We start from the raw sequence: 21,555 nt of genomic DNA on the forward strand, positions 1-21,555 counted from the left end.
GCTGCGAAAAGGCAACGATTGCCGTCGGAAGCACCATGACTTTTCTCGTTGTGGGGGTTGTGTGTTGGCTGTGTGGAATATTCCAATGCTCCCAACGGTTTTTGACTCTCTACACCGGACGCGAGTAGAGGTCTAAACCTGTCGAGTTCTGGGGGCGGCTGGCTTGCGGTCTGGGTTTTGGTCTTTGGGTGAGGTTGATCTGGCAGGGCGGGGCGGGGTGGGGTGTTTTTGCTGGTGAGGGGGTTTTGTGGGGGTGGTGTCGGAGGGGTTTTTCGGGGGTGTAGAGTTGTTTTTACAACGACGCGGGGTGGAGCAGCTCGGTAGCTCGCTGGGCTCATAACCCAGAGGTCGCAGGTTCAAATCCTGTCCCCGCTACGTGGAACGAAAGCCGGGGCTCGTGCGGATGCACGGGCCCCGGCTTTTTTTGTGCGCCATTTGGCCGTCGCTCGGGTGGTGGTTGCGGCGCGGTGATCGTTTCGGCGGTGGTTGCTCAGAGTGGCAGAGTCTATTGTGGACATACCTGCGGACTGGGCTGTTAGAGGGGTTGCCGCTGGCCACAATGGACTGATTGGTGACCACTGTGGACACAGCGGCGGATAAGTGGGACCGTAGAGGGGTGTCCGAATTGAATGCAACCGCCGCCGCTCTGCTCGGTCTGCTCCACGACGGTCCCGCCACCGGCGGGCAGCTCGTGTCGGGCGCCGACGAGCGCTTCGGCGCCTTCTTCAGTGTCACCCGCAGCCAGGTCTACCGCGAGCTCCCGGCGCTCTCGAAAGAGGGTCTCGTCCGGCTCGGCAAGCAAGGGCCCCGCTCGAGCCAGCAGTACGTGCTCACCGCGGCGGGCAAGAAGGCCTTCAAGACGTGGCTCACGTCCGAGGCCGGACCCGACCACCTGCGCAGCCCGCTCATCCTGCGGCTCGTGCACGCCGGCTCCCTGACGGCCAAGCAGCGCGGCGCCCTGCTCGACAGCGCCCGCACCACCTACCAGGCCCAGCTCGAAGAGGCCAAGAACGCCGCCAAGACCGCCGACGGCCCCTACGCCAAGGCAGTCGCCGAGTTCGCCCAGGCGCAGGCCAAGGCCGCCCTGAAGCTGCTCGACTCGATCCCGCAGGCCTGAGCGCCGCCCCGGCCCCACGACCGGTTCGCGACCGGTCGTGGGTTTTGCCGTAACCTTGTCCGACGTGAGCGATGAGTTCGATGCGGCACTGAAGGACCTGACCGGCAAGCTGACGCAGATCGAGTCGGTGATGGACCTCGAAGCGCTGCGCGCGCAGGTCGCCGAACTCGAGGAACAGGCGTCCAGCCCGACCCTCTGGGACAACGTCGAGGAAGCCCAGCAGGTCACCAGCCAGCTGTCCCACCGGCAGGCCGAGCTGCGCCGCGTCTCCGAACTGCGGCAGCGCCTCGACGACCTCGGCGTCCTCTACGAGCTCGCCGCCGACGAAGGCGACACCGGCAGCATGACCGAGGCCGAGGGCGACCTCGCCGACCTCGCCAAGGACATCGACGCGCTCGAGGTCCGCACCCTGCTGTCCGGCGAATACGACGCCCGCAACGCCGTCGTCAACATCCGCTCCGAAGCGGGCGGCGTCGACGCGGCCGACTTCGCCGAAATGCTGCTCCGGATGTACCTGCGCTGGGCCGAGCGGCACGGCTACCCCACGGACGTCTTCGACATCTCCTACGCCGAAGAAGCGGGCATCAAGTCCGCCACCTTCAAGGTGAGCGCCCCGTACGTCTACGGCACCCTCTCGGTCGAACAGGGCACCCACCGCCTCGTGCGGATCTCGCCGTTCGACAACCAGAGCCGCCGGCAGACGTCCTTCGCGCACGTCGAGGTCCTGCCCGAGGTCGAGGAAGTCGACCACGTCGACATCCCGGAAAAGGACATCCGCGTCGACGTGTACCGCTCGTCCGGCCCCGGCGGGCAGAGCGTCAACACGACCGACTCCGCGGTCCGCCTCACCCACATCCCGACCGGCATCGTCGTCTCCTGCCAGAACGAGAAATCGCAGCTGCAGAACAAGGCGGCCGCGATGAAGGTCCTCCAGGCGCGCCTGCTGCAGCGCAAAAAGGAGGAGGAACGGGCCGAAATGGACGCGCTCAAGGACGGCGGCTCCAGCTGGGGCAACCAGATGCGCTCCTACGTGCTGCACCCGTACCAGATGGTGAAGGACCTGCGCACCGAATTCGAGGTCGGCAACCCCACCGCGGTCCTCGACGGCGACATCGACGGCTTCCTCGAGGCCGGGATCCGCTGGCGCAAGCAGGCGAACGCGGCCTGATCCGCGTCGCCGCGGCGACCCGCGCCGGGACGAGGCGCGGGTCACCCAAGGTACCGGCAACCCGGGCTTAACGGGGCCCATGGGTAGGATGCCGAACCGTGATCCGGCTCGAAGAGGTTTCCAAGGTCTACAAGACCTCGACCCGTCCCGCCCTCGAACGGGTGTCGGTCGAGATCGACAAGGGTGAGTTCGTCTTCCTCATCGGCCCGTCCGGTTCCGGGAAGTCGACGTTCCTGCGGCTGCTGCTGCGCGAAGAGGTGCCTTCCAAGGGCCGGGTCATGGTGTCGAACTTCGACGTCGCCAAGCTCGCCCGGCGCAGGGTCCCCCGCCTGCGCCAGACCATCGGCTGCGTGTTCCAGGACTTCCGGCTGCTGGCCAACAAAACCGTCGCGGAAAACGTCGCGTTCGCCCTCGAGGTGATCGGGAAACCGCGGCCCACGATCCGCAAGGTCGTGCCCGAGGTGCTCGAACTCGTCGGCCTCGACGGCAAAGCCGACCGGCTGCCCAACGAGCTCTCCGGCGGCGAGCAGCAGCGCGTCGCGATCGCCCGCGCGTTCGTGAACCGGCCGCTCGTGCTGCTCGCCGACGAGCCGACCGGGAACCTCGACCCGGACACCAGCCAGGACATCATGCTGCTGCTGGAGCGGATCAACCGCACCGGCACCACGGTGCTGATGGCCACGCACGACCATTCCATCGTGGACTCGATGCGGCGGCGGGTCGTCGAGCTGCAGCTCGGTCGCGTGATCCGCGACGACGCCCGCGGCGTCTACGGCATCGGCCGCTGACGCACCCCGCCCTTTTCCGCCCCGACCCAAGGAATTACGAGAGCGATGCGTGCCAGTTTCGTCTTCAGCGAGGTCGTCACCGGTTTGCGCCGGAACGTCACGATGACCATCGCGATGATCCTCACCACCGCGGTCTCGCTCGCCATGCTCGGCGGCGGTCTGCTCGCCGTGCGCACGATCGACAAGATGAAGGCGAACTTCCTCGCCGAAGTCGAAGTTTCGGTCACGCTGGTCGACGACGTGAGCGCGAACGACAAGAACTGCACGCAGGCGCTCTGCACCGGGCTCCGCCAGTCGCTGCAGAACAACCCCGGCGTCGAATCGGTCGTGTACGAGAACCGCGACCAGGCCTACGACCGGTTCAAGAAGATCTTCGCGAGCCAGCCCGAACTGCTCGAGCTGACCGGCCCCGAGGCGCTGCCCGCGTCGCTGCAGGTGAAGCTGAAGGACCCGGACCGGTCCGACGCGATCATCAAGCAGTACACCGGCCAGCCCGGCGTCAAGAAGGTCGACGACCAGAAGAAGTTCCTCGACCGCGTGTTCAACGTCTTCAACGGCGTCCGGAACATCGCGTTCGTGATGGCGCTCATCATGGCCGTCGCCGCCTTGCTGCTGATCGCGAACACTATTCAGGTTTCGGCGTTCACGAGGCGGACGGAAGTCGGCATCATGCGCCTGGTGGGCGCGACGCGGTGGTATACCCAGCTGCCGTTCCTCCTGGAGGCGGTGGTCGCCGGCACGGTCGGCGCCGTGCTCGGGGTGGTGTTCCTGCTTCTGACGAAGCTGTCCTTCCTCGACACGGTCTTCACCGGCGAAGTGTTCCCGCAGATCACCACGCTCGAGGTGCTGTTCCCGGTCGCGCCGATCCTGCTCGCGGTGTCGATCGTGATCTCGGCGATCACCGGGTACGTCACGCTGCGCCTGTACGTGCGGCACTAGCGGAAAGAAATCCGCTGCTCGCCGTCGGACACATCACGTAAAGTGGTCGGTATGCCCAAGGAACGTGGACAGAAGGTCATCGCGTCGAACCGCAAGGCTCGGCACGACTACTCCATCCTGGACACCTATGAGGCCGGGATGGTGCTGCAGGGCACCGAGGTGAAGAGCCTGCGCGCAGGCAAAGCCTCCCTTGTGGACGCGTTCGCGACGGTGGACGACGGCGAGGTGTGGCTGCGCAACGTCCACATCCCGGAGTACACCCAGGGCACCTGGACCAACCACATGCCGCGGCGCACGCGGAAGCTGCTGCTGCACCGGCGCGAGATCGAACGGCTCATCGGCAAGACCAAGGAAAGCGGTCTGTCGCTCGTGCCGCTGTCGATGTACTTCAAGGACGGCAAGGTCAAGGTCGAGATCGCGCTGGCCAAGGGCAAGAAGGCCTACGACAAGCGGCAGTCGCTCGCCAAGCGCGACGCGCAGAAGGACATCAGCCGTGCGATGGGGCGGGCGTTGAAGGGCCGGTTCACGGAGTGACGGCGGGTCCGGCCACCGACGCCGACGTCCCGGGCTGGATCGCCGGGCTCGGCCTCGACGGCATCGTGGACCTGCACGTCCACTTCCTGCCGAAGCCCGTGCTGGACAAGGTGTGGGCGTATTTCGACCGTGCCGAGCAGCACTACGGCATGCCGTGGCCGATCCACTACCGCACGCCGGAGGCGGAGCGGATCGACACGTTGCGCGCGCTGGGCGTGAAAGCCTTCGCACCGCTGGTGTACCCGCACAAGCCGGGCATGGCGGAGTGGCTCACGTCGTGGGTGCTGGAGTTCGCCGAGCAGGTGCCGGAAGCGGTGCCCACCGGCACGTTCTACCCGGAGCCGAGCGCGGCGTCCTATGTGGACAATGCGTTGCGCGCCGGAGCCCGGTGTTTCAAGGCGCACGTGCAGGTCGGGGCGTACGACCCGCGGGACGAGCTGCTCGACCCGGTGTGGGGCTCGCTCACCGAAGCGGGCGTGCCGGTCGTGATCCACTGTGGACACGGACCGTTGCGCGGCGATTTCACCGGGCTCGAGGTGTTCGAGGAAGTCCTGCAACGGCATCCTCGGCTCACCGCCGTCCTCGCGCACGCGGCGATGCCGCAGTTCGCCACCGCGTTCGAGCTGCTGGCGCGCTACCCGCGCGTGCACCTCGACACCACCATGGTCGGCGTGCCGTTCGCGGAGGCGATGTCGCCGCTGCCGCCGGACTGGACGGTCCGGTTGGCGGAGGTGGCCGACCGCGTCGTCCTCGGCACCGACTTCCCGAACATCCCGTACTCCTACGCCACCCAGCTGCGGGCGATCGCCGGCTGGGCAGCCGACGATCGCCTTGGCGAGCCGTTCCTGCGGGCGGTGCTGCACGACACGCCCGCGAAGCTCCTCAGCGTTTGACCGCCACGAGAGCCCGGCTGCGCGTCATCGACACCTGACGTCCGGCCAGTGCGTACCCGGCCGCGACCAGCGCCACCCACGGCAGCGGACCGGTCAGCAGGTTGTCGTTGAGCGGGGCGAACCCGTGCGCGGCCAGTCCCAGTAGACCGCCGGAGGCGAGCAATCCCGCCAGCACCAGCTGCGGCGTCCGAGCGGTCACGACCAGGCTGTCCGGCTGCGTTTCGAAGCGCTCGAACAGGCGCAGCAGACCCAGCAGCACCGCGCCGCACACGGCGATCCAGGCGGGCGCCATCAGGAACCACATCGACGAACCCGGGGTCGGCGTCGAGTAGCCGAGGCCGAGGACGGTCACGCCGGAAACCACGACCAGCGCCGGCATGTGCCAGAGGTAGACCGACATGAACCGCGGGCTGAGCCAGCTGAGCGCAGCGGTGACGCGGGGGAGCGAGACGAGCTTCTCGCGGAACGCCAGCAGGAACCCGATCTGGCCGAGCGCGAGGAACAGCAGCAGGACGGTGGGCGGGCTCATGTTGGACACCGGCGCGCCCGGCATGCCGATCATGCTCGCCGGGTACGGACCGAACGCGACCAGCAGCGCCGTCACCCCGAAACCGGCGGCGGAAACGGCCAGCGCGGCACGGCGGCTGAGCGAGCCGAGGCGGCCCTCGACGTAGTGGAAACCGAGCTGGTGCACGGCGACCCAGACGATGACGGCGTTGGCGTATCCGATCATCCCGAGGTCGGAGAACCGTGCCACGTCCACGAGAACGCCCAGTCCGGCCAGCACCGCCGGAACCGCGAGACCCCAGCGGCGGTGCGCGGCGACCATCAGCGGCGTGAGCAGCACGGTGAGCAGGTAGACCGAGAGGAACCAGAGCAGTTGCGCGGCGATCGCGCTGGCCACCTGGACCGGTTGCGGCGGAACTCCCATGCCGCGCAACAGATCCGGCACGACGAGCCACACCGCCATCAGCGGCAGCACCGGAATGAGCAGCCGGCGAACGCGTCCGGCGAACCAGGCGCGGGTGGATTCCGCACGGCGCAACGAGATCAGGTTCGCCGCGCCGCCTGCGAAGAAGACGAGGGGCATGACCTGCGAGGCCCAGGTGATGATCCACCAGCCAGGCGTCGCGAGGGCGTTTCCGGTGGCGAGAGTGTTGCCGGAGAAGGAAAGCACCGGCATCGTCCAGTGCTGCGCGACCACCGCGAGGATCGCTCCGGCGCGTACCACGTCGAGAAATTTGTCCCGGGTCGCCCTGGTGCCGCGGGTCTGCAGCTGGCTCGTCGTCATGCTGAAGAGCCTGTCGGTTTCCGGGCTCCGAGACAGCGGTGCAGACCACCGAAAACGGGGTTGGGTCAGCAGTAGGCGAAAGGTGGGGTTTGCCCTACCGGGCTAGGACAGGGTGTCCGGCTCCGGTTCGGATTCGTGCGCCTGCACCCGGTACGCCCAGCCGTCCTCGGTGAGGCCGAGTTCGTACCGCGTCTCGATTTTCGGTCCGCCGTGCAGGTGGATGTGCCGCACGACGGTGCCCGGAACCGGTTCCTCGTCGGCGAGTTCCTGCACCCGGCCGTCGAGCGGGCCGCCGAAGAAGCGGACGCTGCGGTCGGACATCGGGTTCTCCTCGCTCGGCATCAGTCCATGGTAGGCGAGGGACCGCCGCCGGGGCTGCCGTCAGTTCGAGTGAGGGGTTTCAGCGGCCGAGGTAGGTGAGCACCGCGCGAACCCGGCGATGTTCCTCGGAACTGGCCTCGAGACCGAGCTTCGAGAAGATGTTGCCGATGTGCTTTTCGACCGCTCCGTGCGACACGACCAGCGAGTTCGCGATGGCGTTGTTCGACAGGCCCTGTGCCATCAGGCCGAGCACCTCGGACTCACGCGCGGTGAGCGCATCCAGAGGGTTGCGGCGGCCGCGAGCCATCAATTGGGCGATGACGTCGGGGTCGATGGCGGTGCCGCCGTCCGCGACGCGACGGACCGCGTCCAGGAACTCGTCCACGTCGGCGACGCGCTCTTTCAGCAGGTAACCGACGCCTCCCGCGCCGCCGGACAGCAGCTCGACCGCGTAGCTTTCCTCGACGTACTGGGACAGCACGAGCACCGGCAGACCGGCGATCTCCTTGCGGGCCGCCAACGCCGCGCGCAAGCCCTCGTCGGTGAACGTCGGCGGCATCCGGACGTCGACAATCGCCAGGTCAGGACGGTGTTCGGTGATCGCGCCGAGCAGATCGTCGCCGTTGTCGACCGCGGCGACGGTCTCAATGCCCTCGTCGGCGAGCAACCGGGTGACCCCGGCCCGAAGCAACACGGCGTCTTCGGCGATCACTACTCGCATCAAGGCCCCCAGGTCCGTGAGTGAAAAGCTCCCGGAGGCTATTCACTCACGGACGGGTCACCATTGACACGGCAGGTCCGCCCTGATGACCGTCGGGCCGCCGACCGGGCTCACGACGGTGATCACGCCGTCGATGGTCGCTGCTCGGTCGGCCAGCCCGGCGAGCCCGCCGCCGGGGCGTACCTCGGCGCCGCCGTGGCCGTTGTCGGTGATTTCGGTGATGACGTGGGTGTCCGAGCGCCACACCTTCACCATCGCCTCGGTCGCGCCGGAGTGCTTGGCGATGTTGGTGAGGGTCTCGCCGACGATGAAGTACGCGGTGGTCTCGACCGCGGCCGGCGGGCGGGGCTCGACGTCGACGTGCACGTCCACCGGGATCGGCGACTTCGCGGCCTGTGCGGACAAAGCCGCGTCGAGACCGCGGTCGCCCAGTACGGCGGGGTAGATGCCGCGGGCGAGGTCGCGCAGTTCGGAAACGGCGAGCTTGGCGTCCGAATGCGCCTCGTCGATCAGGTCGCGCACCGCGTTCGGGTCGTTGTCGAACTTCGACTTCGCCCGGCCGAGGCTCATCGCGACCGCCACGAGCCGCTGCTGGGCGCCGTCGTGCAGGTCGCGCTCGATCCGGCGGCGTTCGGCCTCCGCGGCGTCCACGCCCCGAGCCCGCGACGCCTGCAGGTGCTCGGCCTTCTTCTCCAGCTTCTTCGTGCGGTTCGGGCCCAGCAGCGACAGCGCCAGGTTGCCGTGCAGCCAGCCCAGCCACGGCGTCACCCAGATCGCCATCGGCAGCAACACGATCGACGCGAGCGCGATCGGCAGCTCGACGATCGACAGGGGGAACGCGGCCAGCAGATAGGCCAGGTCGCGCCAGGTCGTCGGGTCGGACAGCCGGGTCAGCCAGCGACGGGTCATCGGCTGCCCTTCCAGCGGCAGCCGTTCGACCGGGCCCAGCGGGGTGCCGAGCATCCGGCGGGCCCAGCGCCGCTCGAGGTCGCCGGACCAGCGGATGAAGCCGGTGACGGCCAGCAGGATCGGGAAGCCGACCCAGATGATCAGCGTCGCCGTGCCGACGGTCGCGCCGACCACGATCAGGATGAACTGCAGCAGACGCAGCACGAACGTCGGAATCATGTACCCGATCGTGCGAGCCGGATGCGGACGAGGGTGCTCCGGAGGCGGGTCTTGCGCAGTCATCCGGCCACCGTGATCCCGTCGATCTCGTTCCAGGAGCGCTCCATGCGCCGCCGCTGAGCGACCGTCGGCCGCAGGAACCCGGCCGCGAACGCGGCGTGCAGGGCCGCCAGCCCCTTGGTGAGGGCCACGGCGATCGCGGCGAACAGCACCCCCAGCGCCGCCCAAGGCAGCGCGGCCACCGTCGAGTCGACGACGAACCACTGCACATCGTAGCTCGGGAAGGCGTAGACCCCGTCCGGAAGGAAGCGGTAGTAGATCGGCAGTGCGACCAGGCCGAGACTGACCGCCCACACCGTCACGACCAGCACGAACTCCACCAGGCCGAGCGGGAAGAGCAGGAAGAGGTAGGACAGGTCGCGCCAGGTCGCCGGGTCCTTCAGCCGGGTCAGCCAGCGCTGCTTCTGCCCCGACGGCGGCAACGGCAGATACGGATCGTCGATGTACACGTCGAGCAGCGCGAACACCCGCCCCCGCTCGACCCGCCCCGCGGTCCGCGCGAACAGGACCAGCAGCGCGAGCAGCGGAACGCCGAGCCACACGACGATCGTCCCCAGCCCGGCCGACCCCAGCGTCACGATCAGCGTGAACGAGAGGATCCCGATAGGCAGGTTGAGCAGGAGATACGCCAGCGCCCCGCCCAGCGGCGGAGTGCGGCGCCCAAAACTGCGACCGGCGGGCACGGTGACCATGGCGGGGCTCCCTCACTGCGGAAACTGACCTGCTCAGCATGGCCGGGCCGGCACCGGGCAACCAGGGGGCGAGCGGGCATCTTCGAGGTGGGGACAGCCCTACCCCGTGCCGGAATTATCGGGTTGCCGGGCGGGTTATGATGGTGAGGTTACAAGCACCTACAAGGGGGTGAACGGTTTCGACTCTGGACGTTGAATCAAGGGAAGCGTGCCGGTGCAGGCGAGAGACCACCGTAAGCGTCATCGCAACCTAATAAGCGCCAAGGCCAATAGCCAGCGCGACTTCGCTCTCGCTGCCTGATCGCAGTAGAGCAAGTCTGTCGGCCCGGGGTCGCCTCCGACCCGGTCGCCGGCATCAGCTAGGAGGCTTACCGCCGGTCCCGGCCACGGGGCCCGGTAGGGAAGCAAACAGTGGCTGGGCTCGTCACTTCAGCTTGTTCGCGTGACTGAAGGGGCCAAGCAGAGACATAGCGGACTGCGCACGGAGAAGCCTTGAGGAGGCGCTAGAGGACCCGGGTTCAATTCCCGGCACCTCCACTCGATTCGCGGGAGAGCCCTGCCAACGCTTGCGCGTTGGCCAGGGCTCTTCTTCGTATCCGTCTTTGGGGGTCGGACCCCCAAACCCCCGCCAGGGGGCTGCGCCCCCTGGACCCCCATCGTGGTGGTTGCGTTGCGTGGGCTGGTTGCGCTGGGTGCGTTGGGTGGCTGGGTGGGTTGGGTGCGTGGGTTGCGGGGGAGGGTGGGGTGTGTTCAAAATATGAGCATGTTCAGTTCAGATGAACATGCGGGTTTGCTGAACGCGATGGGCTGGCCTGCTGAGGTGCGAGCCAGGCTCGAGGAACTTGGCTTGCGGGTCGAGGTGCTCGACGCCGAGGCATCGGCTCCCGATGGCCCGCGCGGACGTCAGATGGATGCCGTCGTGCGGCTCACCACGGAGTCTGGTGCCGTCCGGACGTACGGGGTCGAGATCAAGCGGCGGATGACCGCGGAGCTGGCCACGGCGGTCCATTTCCCGTCGGCGCTTCCGCCGCTGTTGTTCACCGCGCACCTCGGTGATCCGGTCGCCGAACGGCTGCGTGCCCGGGGGATCGACTACGTGGACACTGCGGGCAATGCCCACCTCGCGTGGGATGACGTTCTGATCGACGTACGAGGCCGCCGCAAGCCTGCCGCGTCTGCAGGGCGAGCCTCGATGCGAGGCGCGGGAGCCTTTGGCCGAGCTGGCCTTCAGGTTCTGTTCGTCCTGCTCAGCTGGCCGGAGGTGACTGGCTTTTCCTACCGTTTGCTGGCTGCGCTGAGCGGTGTGTCGCTCGGTACGGTCAAGACGGTCATCGACGAACTCACTAATGCCGGTTACTTGTACCAGGCAGGAGACGAGCGACGGCTTGCCCGCGGAGCCGAACTGCTTGACCGGTGGTCGGAGGCGTACACCATCACTCTGGAACCTGCGCTTGCCCTCGGCGAATTCGAGGCCGCAGACCTTTCGTGGTGGCGGAATTCGCAGGAAGCCCTTTTTTCCCTGCAAGCCCAAGTAGGCGGGGAAGCGGGGGCCAGCCTCCTCGATCCGCATTTGCGGCCCGCCTCACTCACGCTTTACGTCGAAAGCTTGCCTGTCCGGCTCATCGGTCAGCATCGCATGGCCCGGGCGGAAAAAGACGGCAACGTGCACATCCGGACCCGGTTCTGGAAGGAGCCCGCGCCCCAGCCGTGGTCGGAGTCCTGGATCGTGCCCTCTCCCCTGATCTACGCCGACATGCTTGCCTCCGGAGATCCGCGCCAGCGCGAGCACGCAGACCGTATTCGGAGCAGTGATGATCGACTTAAGCGCATCGACCGAACCTGATCTTCATCTCGCCGCGAAAGTACTGACTCGGGTGGACGCCGTCGCCAAGGCGGTGAAAGTCGATTATCTCGTGGTCGGGGCAACGGCACGCACGATCTTGTCGGTCGGACTGGTCGGCAGCCCGCCTGAACGGGCCACCCGGGACATCGACATCGCCGCTGCGATGGGCAACTGGGACGATTTCGAACGATTTGCGGCCAGGCTGAAACGGCGTGGCAGGAGCGTCCATTCTTTTCTGGTAGAGGGCGTCGAAGTCGACGTGGTGCCCTACGGCGGCATCGAGGAGGAAGGCCGGACCATACTCTGGCCCGACGACCATCGGATGAACGTCCGGGGGCTGAGCGAAGCCGTTGCGTCGGCCGAGCAGGTGCTGCTGCCCGGCGGGCTCGTCGTCAAGATTCCCGCAGTGCCCGCGTTGGCCCTGCTCAAGCTCCTGACCTGGTGGGATCGTCGCTTCGAGACCACCCGCGACGCCATCGACCTCGGGACGATGATCGGCTGGTACTCGTCGGGGCCATATCTGGAACGGCTCTATGAAGAGGAAAACAAAGCCCTCGAACGGCAGGACTACGACCCCGCTCTCGCGGGAGCCTGGCTTTTGGGAACGCACTTGCCTGGTCTGCTCGATGTCGAAGGGGTTGAGGTATTGCTCGACATCGTCGGCGATGACGACGTGCTGGGCCGGTTGGCCAACGATGTTCGCCTCGTTCGGGCACCGGACCTGATTTCCGCGTTGGCCGACGGCATCAAGGAAGCGGTTGCCTAGGCGGAATGGGTGTCCGGCACCGGCCCTCAGTATCGCGGGAAGCTTTCTGTGCCACCGGTTGCCGTGCGAGCGGAGCTCGGATCTCATTTTGGGCGGGTGCCGCCGATGTGTGTGGTTAGGGTTGCGGCTGTTGCGGCGACGGCTTCGGCTAGGTCGGGGAAGGTCTCTTCGCAAGGGCCCTCGTCTGGGCAGAGGTGGCGCAGTGTCACGCTGATCGCGGCCATCGGCCTGGAGCCGTGGTCGAACACTGGGGCGGCGACAGAGGCGAAGCCCGCTGTCACGTGACCGTCTTCCACTGACCAGCCGAGGCGGCGTTCGGTCGCCAAGGTGCGGCGTAGTGCGGCCAGCGAATTGGGGCCGCGTGGAGTGCGCAGGACGAACGACGTGGCGGCTGGGAACAGGGCGCGGACGTGGGCGGCTGGCAGGTGTTGCAGCATCGCGCGGCCGGACGCGGTCAGGTGCGCGGGCAGTCGCACGCCGACATCGGTGACGAGGGTTTCCGGGCGGGCTGGGCGTTCCTTGATCAGGTACAGCGATTCGTTGCCGTGCAGGACGCCCAAATGTGCGGTGTGGCCGATGCGGTCGACGAGTTTGCGCAGCAGCGGTCCGGCCAAGCGCTCCAGTGGGTCGTGGCGCAGGTAGGCCGAGCCGAGTTCGAAGGCGGCGATGCCGAGGCCGTAGCGGCGTTCGGCGGGCAGGTGGGTGACGAAACCGGCTGCGGTCAGTTCGTTGAGCAGGTGATACGTCGTCGACCGAGGCAACTCCAGGTCGCGCGCGATGGCCGCGGCCGAGACCGGGCCCGCGTGGCCGGCGAGCAGGCGCAGCACGGAGAGGCCGTTGCGCAGGGCGGGAACGTCGGAACTGCTCACTGGGCCTCCTCCGGAAGTGGCGCGAGGGGACCCCTCGCACTGCCCGAACGGAGTATGAGGGGTCCCTTCGCGCCGGTGGTCGAGGCTCTCGCCACGTGTTGTCTTGAATACCAGACACTACCGCGAACTCCGCTCTGTCGCGCGGGCCCGCCGGGAGGTGCAATGGCGGCATGCCGGAACCAGTCCTCCTGAGCTCGAAGCCGATGACCGCGGCGCAGGTTGTCGACATCGTCCGTGGGCACGCGCACGTCGGGCTCGCCGAGACGGTCGAGAAGAACCTCGCCGCCACCCGCCAGCACATCGAAGACCTCGCTGACGCCACGTCGCCGACCTATGGGGTCTCGACCGGGTTCGGCGCGCTCGCCACGCGCCACATCCCCGTCGAGAGCCGTACCGCGCTGCAGCGCAGCCTGATCCGCTCGCACGCCGCTGGCGCCGGGCCCGCGGTGGAGCCGGAGGTGGTGCGCGCCCTGATGCTGCTGCGCCTGCGCACGCTGGCCAGCGGTTACACCGGGGTGCGGCCGCAGACGGCGCAAACGCTTGCGGCGCTGCTCAACGCGGACATCACGCCGGTCGTGCACGAGTACGGTTCGCTCGGCTGCTCCGGCGACCTCGCGCCGCTGGCCGCGGTCGCGCTCGCGTTGATGGGCGAGGGCGAGGTGTTCCACGCGGGCGAGCGGAAACCCGCCGCGGACGCGTTGCGGGCGGCCGGGATCACGCCGCTGGTGCTGGCCGAGAAGGAGGGCCTCGCGCTCACCAACGGCACCGACGGCATGCTCGGCATGCTGCTCCTCGCTGCCGCCGACCTGCACCGGCTGCTGGACGTCGCGGACCTCACCGCGGCGATGAGCGTCGAGGCGCTGCTGGGCACCGATCGCGCGTTCGCCGCCGATCTGCAGGCGCTGCGCCCGCATCCCGGCCAGGCGACCAGCGCGGCACGGATGTTCGCGGCGTTGCAGGGGTCGAAAATCGTGGAGAGCCACCGCGGTCCGGACTGCAACCGCGTGCAGGACGCGTACTCGCTGCGGTGCGCGCCGCAGGTGCACGGCGCCGCGCGGGACACGCTGACGCACGCGGAACTCGTCGCGGAGCGGGAGCTCTGGTCCGCGGTGGACAACCCGGTGGTGCTGGCCGACGGCCGGGTGGAGTCGAACGGCAACTTCCACGGCGCGCCGGTCGCGTACGTGCTCGACTTCCTCGCGGTGCCGGTGGCGGACGTGGCGAGCATCGCCGAACGCCGCACCGACCGGATGCTCGACCAGGCGCGTTCGCACGGGCTGCCGCCGTTCCTCGCGCACGACCCCGGCGTCGACTCCGGGCACATGATCGCGCAGTACACGCAGGCCGCCGTGGTCAGCGAGCTGAAGCGGCTCGCGGTGCCCGCCTCGGTCGACTCGATCCCGAGCAGTGCGATGCAGGAGGACCACGTGTCCATGGGCTGGTCCGCCGCGCGCAAGCTGCGCAAGGCGGTCGACGGCCTGACCACCGTGCTCGCCGTCGAACTGCTCACCGCTGCCCGCGCGCTCGATTTCCGCGCGCCGCTGCAGCCCTCGCCGGTCACCGGACGCGTCCGGGACCTGCTGCGCACCAAGGTCGAGGGTCCTGGCCCCGACCGTCACCTGGCGCCCGAGATCGCGGCCGCCGAAGAACTCGTGCGGTCGGGCGCTGTCCTGGCCGCGGCCGAACTGGAGGCCTGAGCATGACTAGCACCGCCCGTACCGTCCGCGCCGCCCGCGGCACCTCGCTGACCGCGAAGAACTGGCAGACCGAGGCCGCGCTGCGGATGTTCCACAACAACCTCGACCCCGAGGTCGCCGAACGGCCCGAGGACCTGGTCGTCTACGGCGGCACCGGCCGGGCCGCGCGCAACTGGGCGAGTTTCGACGCGATCACCCGCGAGCTGACCGCGCTGGAGCAGGACGAGACGCTGCTGGTCCAGTCCGGCAAGCCGGTCGGCGTGTTCCGCACGCACGAATGGGCGCCGCGGGTGCTGATCGCGAACTCGAACCTGGTGGGCGACTGGGCGACCTGGCCGGAGTTCCGCAGGCTCGAGCAGCAGGGCCTCACCATGTACGGGCAGATGACCGCCGGTTCGTGGATTTACATTGGCACGCAAGGCATTCTGCAGGGCACCTACGAGACGTTCGCCGCGGTCGCGAAGAAGCGGTTCGGCGGAACGCTGCGCGGCACGCTCACCGTCACCGCCGGGCTCGGCGGCATGGGCGGCGCGCAGCCGCTCGCGGTCACGATGAACGACGGCGTGGCGTTGTGCATCGAGGTCGACGCCCAGCGCGCGCACCGCCGCGTCGAGCACCGCTACCTCGACGAGGTGGCCGACGACCTGGACGACGCGATCCGGCGGGTCACCGCGGCGAAGAAGGAGCGGCGGCCGCTGTCGGTCGGCGTGGTCGGCAACGCCGCCGAGGTGCTGCCGGAGCTGCTGCGCCGCGACGTCGAGGTGGACATCGTCACCGACCAGACGTCGGCGCACGACCCGCTGTCCTACCTGCCCAAGGGCATCAGCGTGGACGACTGGCAGGACTACGCGGCCAAGAAGCCGGACGAGTTCACCGACCGGGCGCGCGAGTCGATGGCCGAGCACGTCGACGCGATGCTCGGGTTCCTCGACCGCGGTGCCGAGGTCTTCGACTACGGCAACTCCCTGCGCGGCGAGGCGAAACTCGGCGGCTGCGAGCGCGCGTTCGACTTCCCGGGCTTCGTGCCCGCCTACATCCGGCCGCTGTTCTGCGAGGGCAACGGGCCGTTCCGCTGGGCCGCGCTTTCCGGCGACCCGGAGGACATCGCCGCGACCGACCGCGCGATGCTCGAACTGTTCCCGGAGAACGAATCGCTGGCCCGCTGGATCAAGATGGCCGGCGAGCGCGTGGCGTTCCAGGGCCTGCCCGCCCGGATCTGCTGGCTCGGCTACGGCGAACGGCACCTGGCCGGCCTGCGCTTCAACGAGATGGTGGCCAGCGGCGAGCTGAAGGCCCCGGTCGTGATCGGCCGCGACCACCTCGACTCGGGCAGCGTCGCCTCGCCGTACCGCGAGACCGAGGGCATGGCCGACGGCTCCGACGCGATCGCCGACTGGCCGCTGCTCAACGCGCTGGTCAACACCTCGTCCGGGGCGAGCTGGGTGTCCATCCACCACGGCGGCGGGGTCGGCATGGGCCGGTCCATCCACGCCGGGCAGGTGAGCGTCGCGGACGGCACGCCGCTGGCGGCGCAGAAGCTGGAGCGGGTGCTCACGAACGACCCGGGCATGGGCGTCATCCGGCACGTCGACGCCGGATACGACCGCGCGGCCGAGGTCGCCGACGAGCGTGGCGTCCGGGTGCCGATGCGGGAGCAGGCGTGACCGCATCCGGGCTGCTCGGCGAGATCGCCGACGTCGGGCGCGACGCCCGGCGCGGCGGTTACTCGCGGCACGCGTTCGATTCGCCGGAACACGACCTGCGCACGTGGTTCGTCGAACGGGCGCAGCAACTGGGCCTCGACGTCGAGACCGATCGCAACGGCAACCTGTGGGCGTGGTGGGGCGCTCCTGGCGCGGACGCGGTCGTCACCGGCAGCCATCTGGACTCGGTGCCGGGTGGCGGCGCGTTCGACGGTCCGCTCGGCGTCGTGAGTGCGCTGGCGGCGGTGGAAACGTTGCAGGCCAAGGGTTTCCGCCCGGCCAAACCGTTCGCGGTGGTGGTCTTCGCCGAAGAGGAGGGCGGGCGCTTCGGCGTGCCGTGTCTCGGTTCGCGGCTGCTCACCGGGACGATCGACGCGGACCGGGCGCGGGCGCTGCGGGATCCGTCCGGCGTCACGTTCGCGGAGGCCGCGGCGAAGTCCGGGCTGGACGTGGACCGGGTCGGCGCGGATCCGGACCGGCTCGGAATGATCGGGCAGTTCCTGGAACTGCACGTCGAACAGGGCAGGGGACTGATCGACCTCGGGTCGCCGGTAGCGGTCGGCAACACGGTGATCGCGCACGGCCGGTGGCGATTCTCCTTTGCCGGGCAGGGAAACCACGCGGGTGCGACGTTGCTCGCGGACCGGGTCGACCCGATGCTTCCCGCCGCCGAGACCGTGGTCGCGGTGCGGCGGCTGGCGCGGAAGACGTCGGACGCGCGGGCGACTGTGGGACGGCTGGTACCCACGCCGGGCGGGACGAACGTGATCGCGTCCACTGTGGACATGTGGTTGGACGCACGCGTTCCGGGCACTGCGACGCCGGTGCTGGTCGAGGAGATCACTCAGGCGGCGCGGGCCGCTGCCGAGGCGGAAGGGTGCGAGCTGGCGGTCACGCGCGAGTCGTACTCCGACGACGTGGTGTTCGACCAGGCGCTGCGGCGGTCGCTGGGGGAGTGGCTGGGCAATCCGCCCGAGCTGCCCACCGGCGCCGGGCACGACGCGGCGATCCTGTCGGGATTCGTGCCGTCCGGGATGCTGTACGTCCGCAATCCGACCGGGATCAGCCACGCGCCCGAGGAATTCGCTGAGGCGGACGACGTCGAGGCCGGTGCGCGGGCGCTCGCCGAGGTGCTGGAGCGGCTCGCGAGATGACCACGTACTGGTGCGAACGGGCCTGGCTGCCCGACGGGGTCGCGGAAGCGGTCCGGATCGAGATCGCCGACGGCCGGATCGTTTCGGTGACCGCCAACGCGGAGAAGACCGGAACCATCCTTAACGGACTGACGCTCCCCGGGTTCGCCAACGGGCATTCGCACGCGTTCCACCGCGCGTTGCGGGGCCGGACGCACCACGAGCGGGGCACGTTCTGGACGTGGCGGGAGCGGATGTACTCGCTCGCCGCCCGGCTCGATCCGGATTCGTACTACCGGCTCGCTCGGGGCGTCTACGCCGAGATGGTGCTGGCGGGGTACACGAGCGTCGCCGAGTTCCACTATCTGCACCACGGTCCGGGCGGCAAGCCGTACGCGTCGCCCAACGCGATGGGTGACGCGTTGCGGCAGGCCGCGCGGGACGCCGGGATCCGGATGACCCTGCTCGACACCTGCTACCTCGCGGGCGGCATCGGCGTGCCGCCGGACGAGGTGCAGCAGCGGTTTTCGGACGGTTCGGCCGAGAAGTGGGCGGAACGCGTTGCGCTGCTGAAGGAAGACGACCTGTTCCGCGTCGGCGGGGCGATCCACTCGGTGCGTGCGGTGCCGGAGTACGAACTGCCGAAGGTGGACAACGCGGTGCCGAAGGACCGGCCGTTGCACATCCACCTGTCCGAACAGCGTGCGGAGAACGAGCAGTGCGAGGCCGCGTATCGCTGGACGCCGACCGGGTTGCTCTGGGATTACGGCGTGCTCGGCGAACGGCTCACCGCGGTGCATGCGACGCATCTGACCGAGCAGGACATCAAGTGGCTGGGTGATTCCCGAAGCGGCGCGTGCTTCTGCCCGACCACCGAACGGGACCTCGGCGACGGCATCGGCCCGGCCCGGAGCCTGCTGGACGCGGGCGCGCGGCTCGGCATCGGGAGCGACAGCAACGCGGTGGTCGACGCGTTCGAGGAGACCCGGGCGTTGGAGCTGGACGACCGCCTCGCCAGCGAGGAGCGCGGCCGGTTCACTGCGGAAGAGCTGCTCGCCGCCGGCACCGAGCACATCTCCGCCGGCTGGCCGGAGACCGGCACTCTCGCGGCTGGCGCTGGAGCGGACCTGGTCACGGTCGCGACGGACACGGTGCGCACGGCCGGGATCGAACCGTCCGGCGTGCTGTTCGCCGCCGCGGCCGCGGACGTCCGTACCGTGCTGGTGGCCGGGCGGGAAGTGGTGCGCGACGGTGCGCACGTGCTGATCGAACGACCGGAAACCTTACTGGCCAAGGAGATCGATGCGCTGTGGCAGTTCTGATCACCGGAATCGGCGAGCTCACCACGAACGACCCGGAGCTGGGCAAGCTCCGCGACGCCGCGCTGGTGCTCGACGGCGAGACCGTCGCGTGGGCAGGTCCGGCCGCGCAGGCTCCGGACGCCGACGAACGCGTCGACGTCGAGGGCCGCGCCGTGCTGCCTGGGTGGGTCGACAGCCACACCCATCTCGTGTTCGCGGGCGACCGCACCGCCGAGTTCGAGGCGCGGATGGCCGGACAGGCTTATGCGGCAGGCGGAATCGCGGTCACCGTCGATGCGACGCGGGCGGCTTCGGACGAGCAGCTGGCGGCGAATCTGCGTCGACATGTCGAGGAAGCGGCTGCGCAGGGCACGACCTGCCTGGAAACGAAGACGGGATACGGCCTCACGGTCGCTGATGAGGCACGGTCGGCGCGGATCGCGGGCGAGGTCGCGGACGAGGTGACCTTCCTGGGAGCGCATCTCGTGCCGCCGGGCGCCGACGCGGAGTCCTATGTGGACTTGGTCTGCGGCGAGATGCTGGACGCGGTCGCGCCGCACGTGCGGTGGGCCGATGTGTTCTGCGAGACCGGGGCGTTCGACGAGGCGCAGTCGGCGCGCGTGCTCAAAGCGGCGGCGGAGCGCGGGCTTGGGCTGCGGGTGCACGGCAATCAGCTCGGCGAAGGGCCGGGCGTGCGGCTGGCGGTGGAGCTGGACGCGGCGAGTGTCGACCACTGCACGTACCTGAGTGATGCCGACGTCGAGGCGCTCGCGTCGTCCAACACGGTCGCGACGATCCTGCCCGCGTGCGATCTGTCCACCAGGCAAGCGCTGGCACCGGCGCGTCGACTGCTGGACGCCGGCGCGACGGTCGCATTGGCCAGCAACGCCAATCCCGGCAGCTCGTACACCACGTCGGTGGCGTTCTGCGTGACGACGGCCGTGCTTCAGCTGCGGATGACCGTCGACGAGGCGGTGTGGTCGGCGACCGCCGGCGGGGCGCGGGCACTTCGCCGCGACGACGTCGGCTACCTGCGCCCGGGTGCGCGGGCGGATGTGCACGTACTCGACGCGCCGTCCACTACGCATCTCGCTTATCGGCCCGGGGTCCCGTTGACCCACTCGGTGTGGCGGAAAGGGGCAAGGGTGCGTTAATCGGTGGCGACGGCGTCCGCGGCTGCGCTAACGTGAAAGGGAACAGGACGCGCGAAAGACCATTGTCCGGTATGGGTTAGGCCGGACGACTCATTCGCTCTGTTTCCGAGCGCCCGGCTAGGCGGGCCGAGCCCAGTGCGTCCCTCTCGAACCAGAACGTTGGTACGGAAGGGACTTCGCTGATGGCGAATAACGTGAACAACGCGGACAACACGGTGCTCGTGATCGGGGCCGGGCTCGGCGGGCTGTGTCTCGCGCAGGGCCTGCGCAAAGCCGGGATCCCGTGCGAGGTCTACGAACGCGATTCCGCGCTGGACGCGCGTCGGCAGGGGTATCGGCTGCACATCGATTCGCGCGGCGACCAGGCGTTGCGGGAAGTTCTGCCGCCGCAGCTGCACGAGTTGTTCCTCGCTACCTCGGGCCAGCCGCGCAACGCCACCACGATCTACGACAGCCAGCTGACGCCACGCACCGAGTTCGTGCTGGACGACGGCGAGGTCCAGCGCAATGTCAACCGGTTCACCCTGCGGCAGATTCTGTTCGAGGGCCTCGACAACGTCCATTTCGACAAAGAGTTCGTCCGGTACGAGAAGCACGAGAACGGCGTGATCGCGCACTTCGCCGACGGCACTCAGGCGCGCGGTGCGGTTCTCGTCGGCGCGGACGGGGTGAATTCGCCGGTGCGCCGCCAATATCTCCCGCACGCGCGGGTCGTCGACACCGGATTGCGTCAGCTGTACGCGAAGATCCCGCTCACCGAGGCGACCCGGGAACTGTTCGACCCGGAGATGTTCGCCGTGTTCAGCATCGTTTCCGGGCCGCACAAGCAGATGATCGGGTTCGCGCCGGTCGACTACCCGGAGCCGATCGCCGACGCCTGCGCGCGGCTCGCGCCGAACGTTCGGCTCAGCCCCGACGAGCCGTATATGACCTGCGCTTTCGGTGCGCGCCAGGAAGTATTCGGGCGGACGGACGACGAACTCCGCGCGCTGTCCGCGGACGAGATGCAGCAGCTCGTGCTCGACCGGGTCGCGGACTGGAACCCGCGCGTGCGCCGGATGGTCGAAAGCTGGCTTCCGGACTCGCCGTTCCTCGTTTCGATCCGGACCAGCGTGCCGATCGGGCCGTGGGAGCCGTCGCGGGTGTGTCTGGTCGGCGACGCGATCCACGCGATGAGCCCGGCTGCCGGGGCGGGTGCCAACACTGCGATGCGCGACGGTGCTGCGCTCGCTGCCGCGTTGAGCAGCGGCTCGGCGGATGCGATCGGGGAATACGAGGCGGAAATGCGCCGGTATGGCTTCGCCGCGGTCCGGGAGTCCGCCGCGAACGGGGTGCAGCATCTGGGGCAGAACCCATTGCCGGAAATGTCTTCGGCGTCCTTTTCCTGACCGGGTGCGGGGGCAGAGTTCCTGCCCCCGCGCCCAGCCGCGCGCGCAG

The 21,555-nt window shown here is 68.9% G+C and carries 20 protein-coding genes, 1 tRNA gene and 1 other RNA gene; 16 read left to right on the forward strand and 6 right to left on the reverse strand.

Annotated features, from left to right (window positions below; all coding sequences use genetic code 11):
- The first annotated feature begins 301 nt into the window (after positions 1-301).
- The 7 genes from WA670_RS14810 (at position 302) to WA670_RS14840 (ending at position 5,439) form a co-directional block, all read left to right on the forward strand.
- A tRNA-Met gene (locus WA670_RS14810) sits at positions 302-375 on the forward strand.
- Positions 376-616: 241 nt separating this feature from the next.
- A complete protein-coding gene (locus tag WA670_RS14815) occupies positions 617-1,117 on the forward strand; it encodes a PadR family transcriptional regulator (RefSeq protein WP_043832318.1) in 501 nt (166 codons plus the stop codon).
- 64 nt (positions 1,118-1,181) lie between these two features.
- Positions 1,182-2,285: a peptide chain release factor 2 gene (gene prfB, locus WA670_RS14820; protein WP_037818293.1), complete on the forward strand. Its 1,104-nt coding sequence runs from the start codon at positions 1,182-1,184 to the stop codon at positions 2,283-2,285.
- A gap of 98 nt (positions 2,286-2,383) precedes the next feature.
- Positions 2,384-3,073 (forward strand): cell division ATP-binding protein FtsE, encoded by a 690-nt coding sequence (gene ftsE / locus WA670_RS14825; RefSeq protein WP_009073292.1) that lies wholly within the window; start codon positions 2,384-2,386, stop codon positions 3,071-3,073.
- Positions 3,074-3,118: 45 nt separating this feature from the next.
- Complete coding sequence (gene ftsX, locus WA670_RS14830; RefSeq protein WP_037818294.1) at positions 3,119-4,012, forward strand: permease-like cell division protein FtsX; 894 nt, start codon at positions 3,119-3,121, stop codon at positions 4,010-4,012.
- A 51-nt stretch (positions 4,013-4,063) separates the two neighbouring features.
- The gene (gene smpB / locus WA670_RS14835) at positions 4,064-4,546 is read left to right on the forward strand and encodes an SsrA-binding protein SmpB (protein ID WP_037818295.1); all 483 of its coding nucleotides are present in this window, start codon (positions 4,064-4,066) and stop codon (positions 4,544-4,546) included.
- Positions 4,543-5,439 (forward strand): amidohydrolase family protein, encoded by an 897-nt coding sequence (locus tag WA670_RS14840; protein ID WP_238608433.1) that lies wholly within the window; start codon positions 4,543-4,545, stop codon positions 5,437-5,439. The genes smpB and WA670_RS14840 overlap by 4 nt, the downstream gene beginning before the upstream one ends.
- Here WA670_RS14840 and WA670_RS14845 read toward each other — a convergent pair.
- The 5 genes from WA670_RS14845 to WA670_RS14865 form a co-directional block, all read right to left on the reverse strand.
- Entirely contained in the window at positions 5,429-6,730 is a 1,302-nt protein-coding gene (locus tag WA670_RS14845) for an acyltransferase family protein (RefSeq protein ID WP_336158031.1), read from the reverse strand. The two genes, WA670_RS14840 and WA670_RS14845, sit on opposite strands and share 11 nt — an antisense overlap.
- Positions 6,731-6,832: 102 nt before the next feature.
- Positions 6,833-7,051 carry a hypothetical protein gene (locus tag WA670_RS14850; protein ID WP_037818298.1) on the reverse strand — a complete coding sequence of 73 codons (219 nt, stop codon included), beginning with the start codon at positions 7,049-7,051 and terminating at the stop codon, positions 6,833-6,835.
- Between the two features lie 79 nt (positions 7,052-7,130).
- Positions 7,131-7,772, reverse strand: a complete 642-nt coding sequence (locus tag WA670_RS14855; protein WP_037818299.1) for a response regulator transcription factor — start codon at positions 7,770-7,772, stop codon at positions 7,131-7,133.
- Positions 7,773-7,829: 57 nt separating this feature from the next.
- The gene (locus WA670_RS14860) at positions 7,830-8,963 is read right to left on the reverse strand and encodes a sensor histidine kinase (RefSeq protein ID WP_037818300.1); all 1,134 of its coding nucleotides are present in this window, start codon (positions 8,961-8,963) and stop codon (positions 7,830-7,832) included.
- Positions 8,960-9,652 (reverse strand): sensor domain-containing protein, encoded by a 693-nt coding sequence (locus WA670_RS14865; protein ID WP_037818301.1) that lies wholly within the window; start codon positions 9,650-9,652, stop codon positions 8,960-8,962. The genes WA670_RS14860 and WA670_RS14865 overlap by 4 nt, the downstream gene beginning before the upstream one ends.
- Before the next feature lie 165 nt (positions 9,653-9,817).
- Between WA670_RS14865 and ssrA the strand changes: the two genes are divergently transcribed.
- The 3 genes from ssrA (at position 9,818) to WA670_RS14880 (ending at position 12,261) form a co-directional block, all read left to right on the forward strand.
- Positions 9,818-10,192: a transfer-messenger RNA gene (gene ssrA / locus WA670_RS14870) on the forward strand.
- 223 nt (positions 10,193-10,415) lie between these two features.
- On the forward strand, positions 10,416-11,495 hold the full coding sequence (locus WA670_RS14875) for a type IV toxin-antitoxin system AbiEi family antitoxin (protein ID WP_336158032.1): 1,080 nt from the start codon (positions 10,416-10,418) through the stop codon (positions 11,493-11,495).
- Positions 11,464-12,261 carry a hypothetical protein gene (locus tag WA670_RS14880; protein ID WP_336158033.1) on the forward strand — a complete coding sequence of 266 codons (798 nt, stop codon included), beginning with the start codon at positions 11,464-11,466 and terminating at the stop codon, positions 12,259-12,261. The genes WA670_RS14875 and WA670_RS14880 overlap by 32 nt, the downstream gene beginning before the upstream one ends.
- 83 nt (positions 12,262-12,344) lie before the next feature.
- Here the strand turns inward: WA670_RS14880 and WA670_RS14885 are convergent, their stop codons facing one another.
- Complete coding sequence (locus tag WA670_RS14885) at positions 12,345-13,130, reverse strand: IclR family transcriptional regulator (protein ID WP_238608151.1); 786 nt, start codon at positions 13,128-13,130, stop codon at positions 12,345-12,347.
- A 170-nt stretch (positions 13,131-13,300) separates the two neighbouring features.
- Here WA670_RS14885 and hutH point away from each other — a divergent pair, with 170 nt between their 5' ends.
- The 6 genes from hutH (at position 13,301) to WA670_RS14915 (ending at position 21,506) form a co-directional block, all read left to right on the forward strand.
- On the forward strand, positions 13,301-14,827 hold the full coding sequence (gene hutH / locus WA670_RS14890; RefSeq protein ID WP_037818304.1) for a histidine ammonia-lyase: 1,527 nt from the start codon (positions 13,301-13,303) through the stop codon (positions 14,825-14,827).
- A gap of 2 nt (positions 14,828-14,829) precedes the next feature.
- Positions 14,830-16,491: a urocanate hydratase gene (gene hutU / locus WA670_RS14895; protein WP_043832335.1), complete on the forward strand. Its 1,662-nt coding sequence runs from the start codon at positions 14,830-14,832 to the stop codon at positions 16,489-16,491.
- Entirely contained in the window at positions 16,488-17,684 is a 1,197-nt protein-coding gene (locus WA670_RS14900; RefSeq protein WP_336158034.1) for an allantoate amidohydrolase, read from the forward strand. The genes hutU and WA670_RS14900 overlap by 4 nt, the downstream gene beginning before the upstream one ends.
- Positions 17,681-18,985, forward strand: a complete 1,305-nt coding sequence (locus WA670_RS14905; protein WP_336158035.1) for a formimidoylglutamate deiminase — start codon at positions 17,681-17,683, stop codon at positions 18,983-18,985. The genes WA670_RS14900 and WA670_RS14905 overlap by 4 nt, the downstream gene beginning before the upstream one ends.
- Positions 18,973-20,118, forward strand: a complete 1,146-nt coding sequence (gene hutI / locus WA670_RS14910) for an imidazolonepropionase (protein ID WP_037818308.1) — start codon at positions 18,973-18,975, stop codon at positions 20,116-20,118. The genes WA670_RS14905 and hutI overlap by 13 nt, the downstream gene beginning before the upstream one ends.
- A 182-nt stretch (positions 20,119-20,300) precedes the next feature.
- Positions 20,301-21,506 carry an FAD-dependent oxidoreductase gene (locus tag WA670_RS14915; protein WP_336158036.1) on the forward strand — a complete coding sequence of 402 codons (1,206 nt, stop codon included), beginning with the start codon at positions 20,301-20,303 and terminating at the stop codon, positions 21,504-21,506.
- Positions 21,507-21,555: the final 49 nt, after the last annotated feature.

The sequence above is a fragment of the Amycolatopsis sp. VC5-11 genome (assembly GCF_037034185.1).
GTDB classification, from domain to species: domain Bacteria; phylum Actinomycetota; class Actinomycetes; order Mycobacteriales; family Pseudonocardiaceae; genus Amycolatopsis; species Amycolatopsis nivea.